This window comes from Pararhizobium antarcticum (genome assembly GCF_001885585.1).
Taxonomy (GTDB): domain Bacteria; phylum Pseudomonadota; class Alphaproteobacteria; order Rhizobiales; family Rhizobiaceae; genus Pararhizobium; species Pararhizobium antarcticum.
The window spans coordinates 21939-39205 of the sequence record NZ_LSRP01000085.1; the positions used below are offsets into that span (position 1 = coordinate 21939).

Annotated in this window: 21 protein-coding genes; 12 read left to right on the plus strand and 9 right to left on the minus strand. The window is 59.1% G+C overall.

The window, feature by feature from the left end:
* Positions 1 to 18: 18 nt before the first annotated feature.
* The 6 genes from AX760_RS11980 to AX760_RS12005 all read right to left on the minus strand — a co-directional run bounded on the left by AX760_RS11980 (position 19) and on the right by AX760_RS12005 (position 4793).
* A complete protein-coding gene (locus AX760_RS11980; RefSeq protein WP_071833120.1) occupies positions 19 to 1041 on the minus strand; it encodes a glycosyltransferase in 1023 nt (340 codons plus the stop codon).
* A gap of 7 nt (positions 1042 to 1048) precedes the next feature.
* Positions 1049 to 1870, minus strand: coding sequence for a glycosyltransferase family 2 protein (locus AX760_RS11985; protein ID WP_071833121.1), 822 nt, complete (start codon positions 1868 to 1870; stop codon positions 1049 to 1051).
* A 12-nt stretch (positions 1871 to 1882) separates the two neighbouring features.
* A complete protein-coding gene (locus AX760_RS11990; RefSeq protein WP_139276014.1) occupies positions 1883 to 2473 on the minus strand; it encodes an FkbM family methyltransferase in 591 nt (196 codons plus the stop codon).
* Positions 2474 to 2644: 171 nt separating this feature from the next.
* The gene (locus AX760_RS11995) at positions 2645 to 3115 is read right to left on the minus strand and encodes an Lrp/AsnC family transcriptional regulator (RefSeq protein WP_071833123.1); all 471 of its coding nucleotides are present in this window, start codon (positions 3113 to 3115) and stop codon (positions 2645 to 2647) included.
* Between the two features lie 110 nt (positions 3116 to 3225).
* Complete coding sequence (locus AX760_RS12000) at positions 3226 to 3786, minus strand: acyltransferase (protein WP_071833124.1); 561 nt, start codon at positions 3784 to 3786, stop codon at positions 3226 to 3228.
* A 35-nt stretch (positions 3787 to 3821) separates the two neighbouring features.
* Positions 3822 to 4793 (minus strand): glycosyltransferase family 2 protein, encoded by a 972-nt coding sequence (locus tag AX760_RS12005; protein ID WP_071833296.1) that lies wholly within the window; start codon positions 4791 to 4793, stop codon positions 3822 to 3824.
* 329 nt (positions 4794 to 5122) lie between these two features.
* Between AX760_RS12005 and trxB the strand changes: the two genes are divergently transcribed.
* The 5 genes from trxB to AX760_RS12030 all read left to right on the plus strand — a co-directional run bounded on the left by trxB (position 5123) and on the right by AX760_RS12030 (position 9920).
* Entirely contained in the window at positions 5123 to 6097 is a 975-nt protein-coding gene (gene trxB, locus AX760_RS12010; RefSeq protein WP_071833125.1) for a thioredoxin-disulfide reductase, read from the plus strand.
* Between the two features lie 113 nt (positions 6098 to 6210).
* Positions 6211 to 7107 carry a LysR family transcriptional regulator VtlR gene (locus AX760_RS12015; RefSeq protein ID WP_071833297.1) on the plus strand — a complete coding sequence of 299 codons (897 nt, stop codon included), beginning with the start codon at positions 6211 to 6213 and terminating at the stop codon, positions 7105 to 7107.
* Between the two features lie 679 nt (positions 7108 to 7786).
* Positions 7787 to 8080, plus strand: coding sequence for an ArsR/SmtB family transcription factor (locus tag AX760_RS12020; RefSeq protein WP_071833298.1), 294 nt, complete (start codon positions 7787 to 7789; stop codon positions 8078 to 8080).
* 58 nt (positions 8081 to 8138) lie between these two features.
* Entirely contained in the window at positions 8139 to 9260 is a 1122-nt protein-coding gene (locus tag AX760_RS12025) for an alkene reductase (protein WP_071833126.1), read from the plus strand.
* Positions 9261 to 9404: 144 nt separating this feature from the next.
* Positions 9405 to 9920 (plus strand): GNAT family N-acetyltransferase, encoded by a 516-nt coding sequence (locus AX760_RS12030; protein ID WP_071833127.1) that lies wholly within the window; start codon positions 9405 to 9407, stop codon positions 9918 to 9920.
* A gap of 166 nt (positions 9921 to 10086) precedes the next feature.
* Here AX760_RS12030 and AX760_RS12035 read toward each other — a convergent pair whose 3' ends face one another.
* Positions 10087 to 11289 (minus strand): pyridoxal phosphate-dependent aminotransferase, encoded by a 1203-nt coding sequence (locus tag AX760_RS12035; RefSeq protein WP_071833128.1) that lies wholly within the window; start codon positions 11287 to 11289, stop codon positions 10087 to 10089.
* 434 nt (positions 11290 to 11723) lie between these two features.
* Here AX760_RS12035 and AX760_RS12040 point away from each other — a divergent pair, with 434 nt between their 5' ends.
* The 4 genes from AX760_RS12040 to AX760_RS12055 all read left to right on the plus strand — a co-directional run bounded on the left by AX760_RS12040 (position 11724) and on the right by AX760_RS12055 (position 13896).
* On the plus strand, positions 11724 to 12197 hold the full coding sequence (locus tag AX760_RS12040; RefSeq protein ID WP_139276016.1) for a hypothetical protein: 474 nt from the start codon (positions 11724 to 11726) through the stop codon (positions 12195 to 12197).
* Entirely contained in the window at positions 12187 to 12381 is a 195-nt protein-coding gene (locus tag AX760_RS12045) for a hypothetical protein (protein ID WP_071833130.1), read from the plus strand. Before AX760_RS12040 ends, AX760_RS12045 begins: the two co-directional genes overlap by 11 nt.
* A 731-nt stretch (positions 12382 to 13112) precedes the next feature.
* Positions 13113 to 13328 (plus strand): cold-shock protein, encoded by a 216-nt coding sequence (locus AX760_RS12050; RefSeq protein ID WP_071833131.1) that lies wholly within the window; start codon positions 13113 to 13115, stop codon positions 13326 to 13328.
* A 142-nt stretch (positions 13329 to 13470) separates the two neighbouring features.
* Positions 13471 to 13896, plus strand: coding sequence for a BA14K family protein (locus tag AX760_RS12055; protein ID WP_071833132.1), 426 nt, complete (start codon positions 13471 to 13473; stop codon positions 13894 to 13896).
* A gap of 73 nt (positions 13897 to 13969) precedes the next feature.
* On the opposite strand, the gene AX760_RS12060 is transcribed toward AX760_RS12055, so the two are convergent.
* Positions 13970 to 14611, minus strand: a complete 642-nt coding sequence (locus AX760_RS12060; RefSeq protein WP_071833133.1) for an MBL fold metallo-hydrolase — start codon at positions 14609 to 14611, stop codon at positions 13970 to 13972.
* 126 nt (positions 14612 to 14737) lie between these two features.
* Positions 14738 to 14902, minus strand: a complete 165-nt coding sequence (locus AX760_RS27210; RefSeq protein ID WP_175552056.1) for a hypothetical protein — start codon at positions 14900 to 14902, stop codon at positions 14738 to 14740.
* Positions 14903 to 15079: 177 nt separating this feature from the next.
* On the opposite strand from AX760_RS27210, the gene AX760_RS12065 reads away from it, so the two are divergent.
* The 3 genes from AX760_RS12065 to AX760_RS12075 all read left to right on the plus strand — a co-directional run bounded on the left by AX760_RS12065 (position 15080) and on the right by AX760_RS12075 (position 17247).
* Positions 15080 to 15685, plus strand: a complete 606-nt coding sequence (locus tag AX760_RS12065; RefSeq protein ID WP_071833299.1) for a DUF1236 domain-containing protein — start codon at positions 15080 to 15082, stop codon at positions 15683 to 15685.
* 374 nt (positions 15686 to 16059) lie between these two features.
* Entirely contained in the window at positions 16060 to 16527 is a 468-nt protein-coding gene (locus tag AX760_RS12070; RefSeq protein ID WP_087149233.1) for a MarR family winged helix-turn-helix transcriptional regulator, read from the plus strand.
* A gap of 18 nt (positions 16528 to 16545) precedes the next feature.
* Positions 16546 to 17247 (plus strand): response regulator, encoded by a 702-nt coding sequence (locus tag AX760_RS12075; RefSeq protein ID WP_071833300.1) that lies wholly within the window; start codon positions 16546 to 16548, stop codon positions 17245 to 17247.
* Positions 17248 to 17267 lie beyond the last annotated feature (20 nt).

The following is a 17267-nucleotide window of genomic DNA, read 5'->3' on the forward strand; positions in this document are numbered from 1 at the left end:
ATCACGCCCGAGCCGGTCTCAGGGCTTGCGCTTGAAAAGCTCGATATAGGCGCCAGCAACAGCGTCTTCGGAAAAGTGCTGCATCAAGGTCGTATGTCCGCCCGCAGCTACATGGTCGGCCAGCGGCTTGTCGTTGATCAGGCGCTCGATGGCGCGGGAAAAGCCATCGACGTCGCCGATATCGGCAAGCAGGCCGTTTTCGCCATCCTGCATGAACCAGTTTGGGCCTTCGGAGCGGCTGGAGACCACCGGTTTCTCCTGCGCCCAGGCTTCGAGGATAACGTTTCCCAGCGGCTCGTGGCTGGATGGCATCACGAAGATATCCGACGCCGCCAGGAAAGGACGTGTGTCCTTCTGCCAGCCGAGAAACCGGACGCGGTCGCTGACGCCGAGATCCGCGGCCAGCTTCTCGACGTTTTGCCGCTCCTCGCCATCACCGGCCAGCCAGAGATAGACGCCCGGCAGCCTGGCCACCGCCTCGGTCAGCAGCGCAAAGCCCTTGCGCGGCACAAAGCGGCCCATCGACATGACCACTGGCACACCTTCCGGCGTTGCGAGGCTCGCACGGTCGACCGGCGCGACGCGCTCGGTATTGGTGAAATTGGAGATAACCTCGACGCCGCGTGTCCAGCCGATCCGGCGCACATGCTCGCCGATCCCCGGCGTGTTGCAGACGAGAACATCGGTATTGCCGAAATAGCTGAGATTGGTCGGATAGTCCCCCAGCCGCGAGATCTTGATGCAGCCCTTGTAGTTCGGCATCAGGCGGCTTGCCCGCGTCGCCCAGGAAAACAGCGCATCCGGCTTTTCGCGCCGGGCATTGCGCATCACCTTGAGCGGCAGCAGCAGACGGTCGGGCGAAAGGTTGCGAAAGTTGCTTTCGATGAGGCGGGCGGATTGCTCGATATCCTTGCGCCACAGGCGATTGGGCCGGATGACTGCGCTCTGTTCGACGCCCCGCCGCGCCAGCGCATTGACGAGGTGGACGAAGAAGCGCTCGGCCCCGCCATCCTTGCCGAAATGGTAGTGGTGAACCTTCATGGCATCCTCATTTGCCGCGACGTGCGCGTTCCATGTCGTCGAAATTCGGCTTCCGCTTCAAGGCATGCCGCTGGTAGATCTTGGCGGCCGTGAGAAAGGCATAAACCCCTCCGGTCGCAGCCTCGATAAAGCCGGGAAAACCGCAGCGCCAGAGACCGTTGCGAAAATACAGCCGCAGGAAATACAGCGGCGGGCCGAAGATCATCTTGTAGGCGCGCAGCGGCTTGCCGGCGGCAAATTGTTGGTCGGCCTTGAGCGTCGAGTACCTGTTTTCTTTCAGGATCTGTTCGTCGATGATCAGCGGCCGGTAGTGCAAAAGACTGCCGGTCGCCGCGGCCTCGACCCTGCCATCGGGCACGATGCCCTCATGGACTGTCTGGGCAAGATCATAAGCACCCCGCCCCCGACGGATCAGCCGCAGGTTCTTGCGCTCGCGGACCTTTTCGGGCGTATAGCCATAGCCGACAAGATAGGGCCGGCGCGCAATGCGCCATCCCACCGTTTCGGCAGGCGCTGCCAGCAATGTCGGCAACAAGGACCGCAGCGGCGCGTCCAGCCGTTCGTCGGCATCGATGTTCAGGCACCAGTCCTGCGTGCATTGCTCCAGCGCAAACTGCTTCTGCCCGGCATAACCGCGCCAGGCCTCGAACAGGAACCGGATCGGCCAGCCCTTGTCGACATAGGACTGCACCAGCGCCGCCGTGCCATCCGTCGATCCGGAATCGACGATGACGATCTCGGCGCAGCTTTCCAGGCTCTCGATGCAATTGCCGAGATAGGCTTCCTCGTTCAGGCAGATGATGAAGGCGGAAATCGGCAGTTTGGTCATTCACAGGTCCCGTCAGGCTGGCCTTACAAGATAAGCCGTCTTGCGGATACGCTCCTTGATCATAAACCCGCGCTCCTCAAGGCTCTTCAGCAGCAACGCTATTTTCTCGTCACCGACAATATGCGGGTGAACTTCGACGATGATGTGCTGGATGCTCTTGAGGCTGCCAGCGCCGAGGAGATCGATTTCCGCGCCCTCCACATCCATGATCAGGACATTCGGATCGTGCTGCTCGAGAATGTCCGCCAGCGCCGTGCTCTGGACGGTAATCTTCTCGTCCTGGCGTTTGCGGTCATAGAGGCTTGAGGAAATGATGTTGTCGCTTCTGAAAAAGCTGATTGGCTGTCCATCGACCGTGACAGCATTCATCACGAGATTGGGCACACGATTGTTGCGCGCAAAGTTGTCTCGAATAATGGGTTCCAGCTCCGGGTTGGCCTCGAACGAAACCACATTGCCATCGCCGGCCAGGCGGGTTGCCAGAAGGCTGATGAAGCCGATCCCTGTGCCAATCTCCAGCACCTTCATGCCCGGTTTGACGACCTTGGCAATGAGAACGCGTTCGGTATCCTCGTAAATATCCTTGTAAAGCGCGTGCCGCACAGAATCTGGTATATGACCCGGCGCGCAGTTAATCTGGATGCCCGAGATCGTCACAGAACGCACCTGAAACAATTTGCGGTATCTGTTTCGGAGCGACCTCAGCAGCTTGTTCAACGGATATTCCTAACTTGGCTGGACGCAACACTGCCGACGCAATGCCTGCGTATCAAACTATACCTGGACCAAACCGATGTTCTTGATCTGCCGGATGGTCAACATGGTTCTGACGGCATCGACATTGTCGGTCGCTATCAGTTCCTCAATAACAAAATCCTGAAATGCCGCAAGGTTCTCCGCCACGCACTCCAGTAGAAAATCAGTCTCGCCGGACACCATCCATGCCTGGCGGACAAGGGGCCAGTCAACGGTCATCGCGGAAAACGCCTTGAGGTTGCCATCGGCCTGATGCTTGAGACCAACCATGCAGAAGGCGACGAGTTCATACCCGAGCGAAGAGGCGTTAAGCATCGCCCTGTAGCCCTTGATGACGCCCGCCTCTTCCAGCTTGCGGACACGCCTCAGGCAGGGCGGTGCGGAAATGCCGACCCGCGCGGCCAGTTCCACATTGGTCATGCGACCATCCTGCTGAAGTTCCCGCAGGATCTTCAGGTCGATCGCATCGAGTTCAGCGCGTAAAGCCATGCGTTGAGATCCTTGAAACGGCAACCTTCGCTCCCGAGTTGCCGGCGGGCGTCAATCCGGCAGGCGTTATCCGGAAAAGCCCGGCACTCGGATTATCAGCTATTGGCTTTTCACGTTTCCAGCAAGAGCGTCCCGTCATCCGTCCCCCGATCCTTCAGACGGACCGCCGGGCTTCCAACGTAAATTCCGTAGGGCTCAGTTCTGCCTTTGACGACCGCATTGGCGCCTATGATACAGCCGCGTGCAACATACGAGCCGCCAAGGATCTTTGCACCGGCGCCGATCCAGACATCATCTTCAATGACAATCGGCTTTAGGGTGACGCCCTGCATGGTGATCGGTTTCTTGCGGTCCTGGTAATTGTGATCAAAGGAGACGATGACAACCTGCGCAGCGATGCGCACATGGTCTCCGATCGTGATGCCGCCGAGACCATAGAGTATGCTGTAGGGATTGATCGAAACATTGTCGCCCAGAACGATCGAGCCCTTCTGCGCATCGATGATCGCACCGCGATTGATCTTCGCCCGTTTTCCGATCCGCACAGTGCCACGATAGGCATTGATATAGGCACCAGAGAGAATCTGGCTCTTGCTGCCGATGCGAAAATGGCCGGGCAGAACAAACGCGCGCACGACATTCAGATAATAGGCGATTGTCCCAATGCGCATGGCGTTACCATATTTCCTACAAAATCCAGAATTTCCTACAAGGTCCAGGGTGACCGCATAAAGCCGAGATCCAGCAATTGCTTCACCCCTTTATATTCGACGGTGCCTGCATACACAAAGTCCAGCTCGCCGCTTTCCGCGACAGCATCGAGGATCCGCTGATACTCTTGCGCTCCGTTGAAATACTGTTTGTCGGCGACGGCATCCTGCGTTTTCTGCTGGAAATCGGCGAAAAACTTGAAATGCAGCAAGACGCCCAGAATCGGCTGAAAATTACGTTCGAACGGCAGAGGCTGGTGAATGCTGACGCCGTAGCTGCAGGCGTCGTCCCAGTATAACAGGGGATATTTCATCAACTCGGCTTCCGTCCCGAACTTTCGGACGCGCGGACCTCCGCACAGGCTGGCAAACCGTTTCATGCGCTCGATGACGTAACCGTCGCCGTCAATCGAGTTCGCGACGTCCCAGGGTCTGCGGTCATCCGTGCCATCGAACGTGAAAGAGGCAACGCTGCCGGCAGGATACATGTCGATCATCGGTGCGGACAAACGACGAATACCGCGGCTCTCCAAGTGCTGGATGAGATCGGGCAAGCGGCGCTTGTCGCATTCGTCATAGACCAGATATTCGTCGGCATCGATATTGAGATACCAGCGGTTCTTGCCATAACGGGCAAAGAGCCACTCGCGCCAAAGCTTGCCCCGCTTTGCCTCCCGGTAGCGGACGCCAGACACCCAAACATCGACATCCGACTGGGCACAGAGAAACTCCCGCGTTCCATCGTCCGAGCGATCATCGACACAGATGAACCGTGTCACGCCCAGCGCCCGATAATGCGCCAGTAGCGATCGCATGAACTTGAAGTCGTTGTGCGCAAGGAAAACTAGCGGCATATCGCCCGCGCCCAGTGGACGGAACGCCTTGGGTTGCAGCAGGTCAAGAGGAACATGCTCGGCGGTCTTTTTACGCCTGGACGAAACCCTCTGGGTATCCAGCCATGTCAGCATGCGATCGACAAGATTTCTATCATTCGCGAAATCCGTCACCGTCCGGAACGGATAGGGGTGTTGTCGTTTGTTCACGGCCTGCCTTTAAAAATTCTTACCTAAACCCGCGTGTTCCTAGCATCCATATGGCCTGGCCGACGAGCAGATCCAGTCATCCATGAACAAAAACCTTGTCAAAGACCTCTTCCGAGCCATCCACCTGTGTGTATCGCACGTCTTGCCCTTGAAACAAGGCACCCGGAATCCCTAAACTAAGGCAAGCTCTGAAACACATTCACACGCCCGCTGCAGGACAGGCATTGCCGCCCCGGGGCGCAAGGATTTCGACCATGACATCCCGCCACACCAAGGTTCTCATCATCGGCTCCGGTCCGGCCGGTTATACGGCGGCGATCTATGCGGCGCGTGCCATGCTCAATCCCGTGCTGATCGCCGGCATGGAACAGGGTGGGCAGTTGATGATCACCACCGATGTCGAGAATTATCCGGGCTATGCCGATCCGGTCCAGGGGCCCTGGATGATGGAGCAGATGCTCAAGCAGGCGCAGCATGTCGGCGCCGAGATCGTCAATGACCTGGTGACCGACGTCGACACGTCGGTGCGTCCCTTCCGGCTGAAGACCGACAGCGGCACCGACTGGACAGCCGACGTGCTGATCATCTGCACCGGCGCAAAAGCCAAGTGGCTCGGGATCGAGAGCGAACCTGCATTCATGGGCTTCGGCGTCTCGGCCTGCGCCACCTGCGACGGCTTCTTCTATCGCAACAAGGACGTGATCGTCGTCGGCGGCGGCAATTCGGCCGTCGAGGAAGCGCTCTATCTGTCGAACCTGGCAAAGACCGTGACCGTCATTCACCGCCGCGACAGCTTTCGCGCGGAGCGCATCCTGCAGGAACGCCTGTTTGCCAAGCCGAACGTCAAGATCATCTGGGATCACGAGGTGACCGCCTATACCGGCACGCCGCCAAAGCCGCCCATGCCGGCCTCCGTCAGCGGTGTGACGCTGCGCAACACCAAGACCGGGGCGGAAAGCGCCATGCCGATCGACGGTGTCTTCGTGGCGATCGGCCATGCACCGGCGGTCGAACTGTTCAAGGACAAGCTGCGGATCAAGCCGAACGGCTACCTCTGGACAGCACCGGATTCAACTGCCACTGATATTCCAGGAATTTATGCAGCCGGCGATGTGACCGACGACATTTATCGTCAGGCTATCACCGCGGCTGGCATGGGCTGCATGGCGGCGCTCGAAGCGGAAAAATACCTGGCGGGTCACATGCCCGTCGCAATTGCGGCCGAATAGAAGCCGCGAACAATCGGAGCGGAACCACCCGCTCCGGAGTGGGAACAGACCAAACGGCTGGCGGGCGGGAAAAGCGAGGGCATTTTCCGTCACGATCGCATATGGGGGAAAGCATGCCGCTAGACTGGGACAAACTGCGCATTTTTCATGCGGCGGCAGAAGCGGGATCCTTTACCCACGCAGCCGACAAGCTGCATCTGTCGCAATCCGCCATCAGCCGCCAGGTCTCGTCACTGGAGCAGGATGTCGGCATCAAGCTGTTCCACCGCCACGCGCGCGGCCTGATCCTCACCGAACAGGGCGAAATCCTCTATCGCACCGCCCATGAAGTGCTGATGAAGCTGGAAAGCGTCAAGGTCCAGCTGACAGAGACAACCGACAAGCCGTCGGGCAAGCTGCGCATCACCACGACGGTCGGGCTCGGCCAGGGCTGGCTGACCGACAAGGTCCAGGAATTCCTCTCGCTCTATCCGGAAATGCAGGTCCAGTTGATCCTCGACAATGAGGAGCTGGACGTGAACATGCGCCATGCCGACTGCGCCATCCGGCTGCGCCAGCCGCAGCAGTCCGACCTCATCCAGCGCAAGCTCTTCACCGTGCACATGCACGTCTATGCAGCCCCCTCCTACATCAACAAGTTCGGCGAACCGCAGAGCGTCGAGGATCTCGACAATCATCGCATCATCACCTTCGGAGAGCCGGCGCCCAACTATCTGCTGGACGTCAACTGGCTGGAAATCGCCGGGCGCGACAGCGACAATCCGCGCCCCTCGCACCTGCAGATCAACAGCCAGACCTCGATCAAGCGCGCCTGCCTGCTGGGCATCGGCGTTGCCATGCTTCCGGACTATATTGTCGGGCGCGATCCCGGCCTGATCCAGCTGCCGATCGGGGCCGACATCCCCTCCTTCGATACCTATTTCTGCTACCCCGACGAGATGAAGAACGCCGCAAAGCTGAAGGTTTTTCGCGATTTCATCGTCGCAAAGGCGCGCAACTGGAGTTTCTGACGGCTTGAAAAACTGCTCAAATAAAAGGCTTGCCTGATACCCGTCGGCAAGCCTTTGTTTTATCATGATTTTGCTGCCTCATTGGAATTCTCCGCCGCGCAAGCACGAACAATACGCCTGTTTTATGCGCAGCGGTGCGCCCAGCACATGGCTGACATGCATAAGGATTAATTGCTAAGCGCACAAAAAACCATCATACCGACTGCAGCTGATGCAGTTTGGTGGCTTTTTTCCTCCCAGTGCCACCGCAGCAGCTGTTCCCCTCTGGAGGTTAATTACCTTCATAACTATAAAGGGCCCAAGTTTTCTTGTGGCCCTCTTTTTTTGCGCTTTTTTCGAGATCACCGCATGGTTGTATTGATTTACACTGCCAGCTCTTGAAATCGGCGCAGCGGCTTTCCATATCCAGTTCAGCTGTTGCAGTTTCGGTGGCCCATTTTCCTCCCAGTGCCGCCGCAGCAGCTGTTCCCCTCTGGAGGTTTTGGAAACCTTCAACCTTACAGGACCCAAGTTTTCTTGCGGTCCTTTTTTTTGCCTGATCGGCAGGCAGGTTTACCAGCTGAACCGTCGGCAGATTTCGATTTCACGGCTTCGTGACTTGATATCGGGAATTTCCGATCCATATATCGATAAATCGCGATTTGGCGATTTCGAAGCGATCGATGATCGGAAACGGACGATGGACAAGGACGAAATCCTGAAAGCGCTGGCCCACCCCAAGCGCATCGAAATGCTCGCCTGGCTGAAGGAACCGCAGGCGCATTTTTCAAACCAGGAGCATCCGCTCGACATGGGCGTCTGCGCCAGCCAGTTCGAGCGCTGCGGCCTGTCGCAATCGACCGTTTCAGCCCATCTGGCAACGTTGCAACGTGCCGGACTGGTCAGCACCCGCAGGGTCGGCCAGTGGATCTTCTATCGACGCAACGAAGAGACAATCGCGGCCTTCCTCACCGATATCAGCAGGACGCTCTGATCCGCGCTCTACACGCCCTCTCCCAAGACCCAATCCCAACCCTGAAATGGATAATCCCATGCCCACATTGTTTGACCCCATCACGATCGGCGACATCACGCTTTCCAACCGGATCGTCATGGCGCCGCTGACCCGCAACCGGTCGCCCAAGGCCGTGCCCGGCCCGCTTGTCGCCGCCTACTACGAGCAGCGCGCCTCGGCCGGCCTGCTGATCACCGAGGCCACCGCGATCACCCACCAGGGACAGGGTTATGCCGACGTTCCCGGTCTCTACACCAAGGAAGCACTGGATGGCTGGAAGGCCGTCACAGACGGCGTGCACAAAGCAGGCGGCAAGATCGTCGTGCAGATGTGGCATGTCGGCCGTATCTCCCACACTTCGCTGCAGCCGGATGGCGGCAAGCCGGTCTCCGCTTCGGCGATCCAGGCGAAGTCCAAGACCTACCTGATCAATGACGACGGCACCGGCACCTTTGCCGACACGTCCGAGCCGCGTGCCCTCGAACTTTCGGAAATCCCAGGTATCGTCGAGGATTACCGCAAGGCCGCCCGCGCCGCGATCGATGCGGGTTTTGACGGTGTCGAGATCCATGCCGCCAACGGCTATCTGATCGACCAGTTCCTGCGCTCGGGCTCCAATGTCCGCACCGACGCCTATGGCGGCGCCATCGAGAATCGCGCGCGCTTCCTGTTCGAAGTGACCGATGCGATCACCAAGGAAATCGGCGACGGCAAGACCGGCATCCGCATCTCGCCGGTGACCCCCGCCAATGACGCCTCCGATCCGGATGCACAGCCGCTGTTTGCCCATGTCGTCGAAGGCCTGGCCAAGTACAAGCTCGCCTATATCCACATCATCGAAGGTGCCACCGGCGGTCCGCGCGACTTCCAGCAGGGCGACACGCCCTTTGACTATGATGCGCTGCGGGCAGCCTACAAGAATGCGGGCGGTGCAGCCGCCTGGATGGCCAACAATGGCTATGACCGCGCGCTGGCGCTCGAGGCTGTCGAAAAGGGTCATGCCGATCTCGTCGCCTTCGGCAAGCCGTTCATCGCCAATCCGGACCTGGTCGAGCGCCTGAAGGATGATGCGCCGCTCAACACGCCGGATCAGCAGACCTTCTATGGTGGCGGTGCAAAGGGCTACACCGACTATCCGACGCTGGATCAGGCTGCCTGAGCCTTTCGGCGATAAGACATCTGGAAAATCCCGCCCGCGTGGCGGGATTTTTGTTTTGGAGAGTTGTTGCCCGCGCCGGACTGTGGCAACACGCCACCGCGTGAGCCAACAGCGACCACCACAGCGACAAGGACGGGGATTTCAGTGCAGATACGGGATGCAGACGAAAACGATCTGGCGGCAATCTGCGCCATCTACAACGACGCCGTCGCCAACACCACTGCGATCTGGAACGAGCGCGAAGTCGACATCGCCAACCGCGCCAACTGGCTCGCCGACCGGGTCCGCAGCGGCTATCCGGTGCTGGTTGCGGTGACCCAAGACGGTCTCGTCGCCGGTTACGCCTCGTTTGGCGACTGGCGCGCCTTTGACGGCTACCGGCACACCGTCGAACATTCCGTCTATGTCGAGAAAACCCAGCGCGGCGGCGGCATCGGTCGTCAGTTGATGCTTGCCCTGATCGAGCGCGCCAAGGGCTGCGGCAAACATGTCATGGTCGCCGGCATCGAGACAGGCAATGCCGGCTCGATCCGCCTGCACGAGACGCTCGGCTTCGAAGTGACCGGCCAGATGCGCGAAGTCGGCACCAAGTTCGGCCGCTGGCTGGACCTGACTTTCATGCAGCTGATCCTCAACGATCACGCCCCGGACCAGGCTTAACGCCAGTCTCTTCCGGCTATGCCCTGCGCCCGTGCCGGGTAGCCGGCTTTGGCTTCATTACGCCGGCGACAAAGGGTCATGGCGGCACGGACTGTCCGTCCCCTGCGATCCCCAAACAGAATGGGCTCAGCCGTTTCCGGCGGAGCCGATTTTCAAATGGCGAACTTTACTTGCAGGCGGCGGCGAAGCGCTGGATGCGCTTGCAGGCTTCTTCCAGCAATTCTTCTGATGTCGCATAGGAGATGCGGAAGTTCGGGCCCAGACCAAAGGCCGAGCCGTGAACAACGGCGACACCTTCGGATTCCAGCAGTTCCGAAACAAAATCCTCGTCGGTCTCGATAACTTTGCCGGTCGGTGCCGTCTTGCCGATCAGCCCCTTGCAGGACGGATAGACGTAGAACGCACCTTCCGGTGACGGGCACTCGATGCCGGTCGCCTGGTTGAGCATCGACACGACGAGATCGCGGCGGCCTTCGAATATCTTCTTGTTTTCCGGAATGAAAGCCTGCGTGCCGTTCAGCGCCTCGACGGCCGCCCACTGGGCGATCGAGCAGGCGCCGGAGGTCTGCTGGCCCTGGATCATGTCCATCGCCTTGATCAGCTCCAGCGGGCCGGCGGCGTAGCCGATGCGCCATCCGGTCATCGCATAGGCCTTGGAAACGCCGTTCATGGTCAGGGTGCGATCATAGAGCTTCGGCTCGACCTCGACCGGGGTCGCGAACTTGAAGTCGCCATAGGTCAGGTGCTCGTACATGTCGTCGGTCAGGATCCAGACATGCGGGTGCTTCAGGAGCACGTCCGTCAGCGCCTTCAGTTCGTCATGGCTGTAGGCGGCACCCGACGGGTTCGACGGCGAATTGAAGATGAACCACTTGGTCTTCTCGGTGATCGCCTTGTCGAGGTCTTCGGCGCGCAGCTTGAAATTGTTTTCCTGCGTCGTCGCGACAAACACCGGCGTACCCCCGCAGATCGACACCATTTCCGGATAGGACACCCAGTAAGGTGTTGGAATAACGACTTCATCGCCTGCGTTCATGGTGGCCATGAAGGCGTTGAAAAGAATCTGCTTTCCACCGGTGCCGACAATCGTCTGCGCTGCCGTGTAGTCGAGATTGTTTTCGCGCTTGAACTTCTTGGAGATGGCCTCGCGCAGTTCCGGAATGCCCGAAACCGGTGTGTATTTCGTCTCGCCACGGTTGATCGCGTCGATCGCCGCCTTCTTGATATTGTCCGGCGTATCGAAATCCGGCTCGCCGGCGCCCAGACCGATGACATCGCGCCCTTTGGCTTTCAGCTCGCGGGCTTTCTGGGAAACGGCGATGGTGGCGGAGGGCTTCACACGGGAAAGGATGTCGGCAAGAAAGGCCATGGGTCAGGTTTCCTGAACTGGTTGAAACAGCATGTCGCCTCTGGAGCAACACGCGGCTCCATAGCGGTTAGGTGTATGTCGAAAGACGACAGGCGTTTCAAGCGCAAAGGCCACGGAATCCGGCACCCCGACACGAAAATGCGTCACCCTGACAAAATTTCGGTCCCGGCATCCGCACAAAAGATGAATCAAACTGTCGGCATTTTCCGCCAGCGCGCTGAAAAGACTCCGTTTTCGGGCGATTGAATTGGGTCTGTGCCGCGCCATCGCGCGGACCAGAATTCACTAAGGAAATTTGCAATTTGTTAATAAAAATCAGCATGTTTCCTCAATTTTCTCATGCCTTTATTTTGCCGCAACAAAAGACGTGGCCCGCCGCAATTCGGTCCTTGTCCAGCCGGTTTCCTGCGCTTTTTTAGGGCTTGGCAATCTGCATGGCATTGAAGGACGGAACGATGGGTCTCGACCACGAAATCGGCGCGACACGCAGGGCGGCGCGGCCCATGCGGTGGCGGGCCCATCTGGCGCTGGGCACAATCGCCATCGGCATGCTGATGACCATGGGTGTCGGAACACAGGCCGCGGCTGAACCGCAACCGGCAACGACGTTGGGTGCGGCGTTGACGACATCCGCGGCGGCCGGCACGGCCGGAGCGGCGATGGCGGGCGCGCATTCGAGCGCTTGGCGTACGACCGAGTCAATGGCCGACCGATCAATGCATACGGGTGGCATTCCCGCCGTTGAAGGCGCATCCCTGGTCGAACTGTCGCGCGCCTCAAGCGCCGAACGCCATATCCAGATCGGCATGCTTCTGATCATTGTCTCGCTGATGGCGGCGACGTCTTTCAGCCTGTGGCGCTGGCAACTGCGCGGCCTGATTTCGGAAGCTGCCCACCATGACGCCTGATATGTCCACACCACCGCGCCACGGCTTCCTTGCCCGGCTCAATCCGATCGAGACCCTCGTTCTGGCGATGATCGCGCTGCTTGCGCTCGCCGGCCTGATGCTGATCGGCAAGGGTCTCCTGCTGAAGAGCGGGCCGGCCATCGACAGCATGCCCTCGAGCCCGCAACTTCTCGCCCCGCTATGATCATGACCGGTGCCTGGCAAGCACCGGGACATCCGGCCGCGCAGGATCGTCAAACCAGCATCAATCCGGACCGATCCGGGCCGAGAAGCTCCGACCATCGAGACTTGGTGTTACTTCCCGTGCATTTGTCCCGTGCGGGGATATGCTTGCGCCCTGCGCCAGGAAGCATCCGTTCAATGCCAAAGAAACCGTATTGCGCCAGAGCGGATGACTAAATCCTCCATCAGGACAAAAGGTTTCAGAAGCCAGTTTTATCAAACGGTTAATAAATCTGCTCGGTCCTGCCGGCCCGTTCGGCCGGGCAGCAAGCGACATGAAAGGACGCAATCAGCCCAGAATTTCCGCATAAATATCGTAAAATTCCATGATTTCAATAGCTTGCGATACAAAACCCTAAAAATCGAAAAAGCGGCAGATGCGCGGTTTTTGAACAATGCCACTTGGCGTCGGACCTTCAAAAAACTTTTGCTTGCCAATTTAAACTAAACCCATCAATCTTACTGTGTTCGGGCATTTTGCGAACATGGGAAGACCTAGAATAATGCGCGCCGGAGACGCAAAATGCTCCGGGCAGTCGGATGAAGAGGCCGCCGCAAGGCAGTCTGTTTGATGACTGGCTGTAATGACAGGATCCTTTCCTCTTAGTCGAGAACTGCCTGCCCCCGCCCCCATGGGCATATAATGTGATGCTGCCCGCCGCTCCTCCGGGCAGAGGAAAAAGGACCTGACGCATGGCCGAGACTGGCATTGTAAAATTCTTCAACACCGACAAGGGCTTTGGATTTATCAAACCGGACAATGGTGGCGCCGATATCTTCGTCCATATTTCTGCCGTGCAGGCATCCGGCCTGAACGGACTTTCGGAAAACCAGAAGGTCAGCTTCGACACGGAACCGGATCGCCGCGGCAAGGGGCCAAAGGCGGTCAACCTGCAGGTCGACGGCTAAGGCCGCACCCGCAAAATCGTTCACGTTGAAGCCCGGCGGTCTGCCGGGTTTTTTCGTTCAGCCTGCATTCAGTTTCGCCACACTACTCTGTTTTCATCATGAAGGACGGAATGTGATCCGGACCATGCACAGGATTAAACCAATGAATACGTTCATCAAAGCAGCAGTTCTTGCAATCGTTGCAACGGCGACCGTTCTGCCGACGCTGTCGGTCGCCCATGCGGAAGATTGGCGCCGTCATCGTCGCCATCATGATAGTGATCGCGGCGACGGCATAGCACTCGGCGCACTCGGCCTTGCAACCGGCGTGATCATCGGTGGTGCCATCGCCAATTCGCAGCCGCGCTACCGGGAACGCGTCTATATCGATCCGGAGCCCGAATATTACGAGCCGCGCCCGGTCTATCGCCGCCAGCGTCCGGTCGTCGTACAGCAGACCTACGGGTCGGTCGAACCCTGGTCTCCGGCTTGGTACCGTTACTGCTCGCAGCGATACCGCTCGTTCAACCCGAACTCCGGGACGTTCCGCGGCTATGACGGTCGCGACTATTTCTGCACCGCCGGCTGATCGCGACCACGGTCAGACAACATTCAAAGGCATGCGCTTTGCGGCGCATGCCTTTTTTGCGTCCTGAGGCGCGTCAGAGCCCGCGCAGATAGGGGTTGGTTCGCCGCTCCTCGCCGATCTGGCCGCCGGGGCCATGACCGCAGATGAACCCGACGCCATCGCCCAGCGGCAGGATCTTGTCGCGGATGGAATCGAGAAGCTGCTGGTGGTCGCCGCCCGGCAGATCGGTGCGCCCGATCGACCCGCGGAACAAGACGTCGCCGACATGCGCGAAACCCTGTTCGCGGTTGAAATAGACGACGTGGCCCGGCGCATGACCTGGACAATGCAGGACTTCGAAAAGGTGATTGCCGAAGGAGACCGTATCGCCATCCTCCAGCCACTGGTCCGGGATGACGTTCTGGACTTTCATCGCCAGGCCAAAGTGCTCAGCCTGCGTTTCGAGTTTTTCGAGCAGGGGCAGATCGTCCTTGTGCGGGCCGATGATATCGAGACCCAGCGCTTCCTTGAGTTCCTTGGCGCCACCGGCGTGGTCTATATGACCATGGGTCAGCCAGATCGCCTTCAGTGTGATGCCGTTGCCTGTGACCGTTTCGAGGATGACATCGACGTCGCCACCGGGATCGACGATCACGCCTTCCTTGGTTTCGGTGTCAAACAGCACCGTGCAATTCTGCTGGAAATGGGTAACCGGGATAACGCCCGCCTGTAGCATGCTGTCCGTACCTCTCATGCCCGAAGATTGGGTCGGGTCCAACGATAGGGTCGCACCCGAAGGAACGGACCAGGTCCAAAGATCGACCCAGATATAGCGAAGCTGCCGGCTGAGTACAGGGGACGACTAACGGATCGAGGCAATTTCCACCGGTGCATGGATCGGCGCCGGGAGGTTGAGCGTGGTCATCAGCAAGGCAAAGACCATGATTTTGAGTGTGACGACGGTGACGACCACCGGCCGAAGCTGCGCGGCGGCAGTGTGGTGGTCATGGGGCAATTGTGGCTGCATGGTGGCGATCTCCGGTTCGGCCCATAAACCAGCGGGCCCGCAAAAAGTTCCCATGAAAACGGAACGATTCCAGTATTTTACATTTTCATATTTCGTGAAGTTCCGCGGGGAACATCCCCGCCCCGCCGGCGTTTTGGTGGCATTGTCAGATTGGAGAACGAGACCATGAAACCCACCCTGAAATTGCGCCACATGATCGCCTTGAGCGGCTTTGCCCTTGCGGCGACGACGTCGCTTGCCTTTGCCCAGATGAGCGTGACGACCGTCACCGATCTCAACATCCAGTCCGGGCCCGGGACGGAATATCCAACCGTCGGTCTCGCAACGCGCGGCAGTGCCGGCGTGCTCGATGGCTGCATCGAGGGCAGCAACTGGTGCCGCATCGACGTCAATGGCATGCGGGGCTGGGTCTTTGCCGAGAACCTGTCGGTCGACCAGGGCGGTCAGCCGATGATCGTCGAACAGCACCGCGTCGACCTTGGCGTGCCTGTCGTCACCTATGAAACGACAAGCAGTGCCGTCGCCGCGCCGGATCCGCAGCCGGGTGACGAATTGCTTGGCCGCGTCGGCGAGGTCAATCCGCCGGAACTGGTGCGCACCTATATCGACACCAACCCTGTCGAAACCGTGACGATCGATGGCGACATCATCGTCGGTGGCACAGTGCCGGAGACCGTGACCATGGTCGAAGTCCCGGATTACCAATATCGCTATGCACGGGTCAATGATCGCCAGGTTCTGGTCGACCCAGCGACCCGCCAGATCGTCTACGTCTACCAGTAACAGCAGCGACACGACAAAAACGGCGGCCTTCGCGGGCCGCCGTTTTTGCATGGATTATTGTGGATCACGCAGCTTCCGCCCGGCAGCGTTTTTTGGCCACAGCGACCACCGCACGGTCTCCACCCTCTTGCGACAATGCACACAAGCCTGTTCCACGAATTGCGAATTGCAGATTGTGGATTGGCGATCGGCACGTCACCGCCTATCTTGCGAAGCACGGAAGCGCAGGTTCATGGCATCCGGAATGATTGATGCTATCAATCTGAAAAATATGTCAATAAAGCTGACATATCCTGATGACTGTGTCGTCAAGTGCAGGCTGAGTGAAAGGAAACGACCGCGTGGCAGGACAGCCCAAAGACACCCGTCCGGAACTGGCGGCGATCGCTCCGGGAAACGATGACGGTGTCATCGACTACGAGATTATCGAACTGCTGTTTTTTGCCTATCGCGATTTCATTTCCGATCCCGATGCGATCCTGGAAAGGCGCGGTTTCGGGCGTGCCCATCACCGCGTCGTCCACTTCGTTGACCGCGAACCCGGCATGACGGTGGCCGATCTTCTGGAAACCCTGAAGATCACCAAGCAAAGCCTTGCCCGTGTCCTGAAGCAATTGATCGACAGCGGCTATATCCATCAGGTCGCCGGACCCGAGGATCGTCGCCAGCGCAAGCTCTATACCACGCGCGAAGGAAAAGCCTTCGCCCATGCCCTTGCCGAGCCACAGTCCCGACGCATAGCAGCGGCACTGGCAAAAACAGGACCCGGCGCGCGCGAAACGGTGAAACGCTTTCTGGGCGGGATGAAGACCGGCAGTGATACAAGCGGCACCGACCGCTAGAGACAGGGCTTGGCCAACATGACGAAGACGACGAGGATCTCAGACGATGCCGCCCACCTGCTGGTGGTTGACGACGACCGGCGCATCCGCGACCTGCTCAATCGCTATCTGGTCGAACAGGGATTTCGCGTCACCGTCGCCGGCGACGCCGACGAGGCCCGCCGCAAGCTGAACGGCATCGACTACGATCTGCTGATCGTCGATGTGATGATGCCCGGCGAAACCGGAATCTCGCTGACCCAGAGCCTGCGCAAGATCAAGACCGTGCCGATCATCATGCTGACGGCGCTGGCCGAAGCCAATGCCCGCATCGAGGGCCTCGAGGCCGGCGCCGACGATTATCTGCCGAAACCCTTCGATCCGCGCGAGCTGGTCCTGCGCATCAACAATATCCTGCGCCGCAATGCGCCCGCCCAGGCGCCGAAGGTCGAGCAGGTCATTTTCGGGCCGTTTACGTTTTCCGTGGTGCGCAAGGAATTGCGGCGCGGCGCAGATCATATCCGGCTCACCGACCGCGAACAGGACATCATGATGCTGTTCTCCCAGCGCGCCGGCGAGACCATCCCGCGTCACGAACTGGTCAGCGACGATGCAGAAGTCGGTGAACGCACTATCGACGTGCAGATCAACCGTCTCCGGCGCAAGATCGAGGATGACCCGTCGAACCCCGTTTTCCTGCAGACGGTGCGCGGCATCGGCTACCGGCTGAGCATCGACTAGGAAAGATCGTGACCGCAAAG

Excerpts from the sequence above, each read along its gene's own strand:
- AX760_RS11980 (WP_071833120.1), bottom strand. The coding sequence starts at position 1,041 with ATGAAGGTTCACCACTACCATTTCGGCAAGGATGGCGGGGCCGAGCGC.
- AX760_RS11985 (WP_071833121.1), bottom strand. The coding sequence starts at position 1,870 with ATGACCAAACTGCCGATTTCCGCCTTCATCATCTGCCTGAACGAGGAA.
- AX760_RS11995 (WP_071833123.1), bottom strand. The coding sequence starts at position 3,115 with ATGGCTTTACGCGCTGAACTCGATGCGATCGACCTGAAGATCCTGCGG.
- AX760_RS12000 (WP_071833124.1), bottom strand. The coding sequence starts at position 3,786 with ATGCGCATTGGGACAATCGCCTATTATCTGAATGTCGTGCGCGCGTTT.
- AX760_RS12005 (WP_071833296.1), bottom strand. The coding sequence starts at position 4,793 with ATGCTGACATGGCTGGATACCCAGAGGGTTTCGTCCAGGCGTAAAAAG.
- trxB (WP_071833125.1), top strand. The coding sequence starts at position 5,123 with ATGACATCCCGCCACACCAAGGTTCTCATCATCGGCTCCGGTCCGGCC.
- AX760_RS12015 (WP_071833297.1), top strand. The coding sequence starts at position 6,211 with ATGCCGCTAGACTGGGACAAACTGCGCATTTTTCATGCGGCGGCAGAA.
- AX760_RS12020 (WP_071833298.1), top strand. The coding sequence starts at position 7,787 with ATGGACAAGGACGAAATCCTGAAAGCGCTGGCCCACCCCAAGCGCATC.
- AX760_RS12025 (WP_071833126.1), top strand. The coding sequence starts at position 8,139 with ATGCCCACATTGTTTGACCCCATCACGATCGGCGACATCACGCTTTCC.
- AX760_RS12035 (WP_071833128.1), bottom strand. The coding sequence starts at position 11,289 with ATGGCCTTTCTTGCCGACATCCTTTCCCGTGTGAAGCCCTCCGCCACC.
- AX760_RS12040 (WP_139276016.1), top strand. The coding sequence starts at position 11,724 with ATGGCATTGAAGGACGGAACGATGGGTCTCGACCACGAAATCGGCGCG.
- AX760_RS12045 (WP_071833130.1), top strand. The coding sequence starts at position 12,187 with ATGACGCCTGATATGTCCACACCACCGCGCCACGGCTTCCTTGCCCGG.
- AX760_RS12050 (WP_071833131.1), top strand. The coding sequence starts at position 13,113 with ATGGCCGAGACTGGCATTGTAAAATTCTTCAACACCGACAAGGGCTTT.
- AX760_RS12055 (WP_071833132.1), top strand. The coding sequence starts at position 13,471 with ATGAATACGTTCATCAAAGCAGCAGTTCTTGCAATCGTTGCAACGGCG.
- AX760_RS12060 (WP_071833133.1), bottom strand. The coding sequence starts at position 14,611 with ATGCTACAGGCGGGCGTTATCCCGGTTACCCATTTCCAGCAGAATTGC.
- AX760_RS27210 (WP_175552056.1), bottom strand. The coding sequence starts at position 14,902 with ATGCAGCCACAATTGCCCCATGACCACCACACTGCCGCCGCGCAGCTT.
- AX760_RS12075 (WP_071833300.1), top strand. The coding sequence starts at position 16,546 with ATGACGAAGACGACGAGGATCTCAGACGATGCCGCCCACCTGCTGGTG.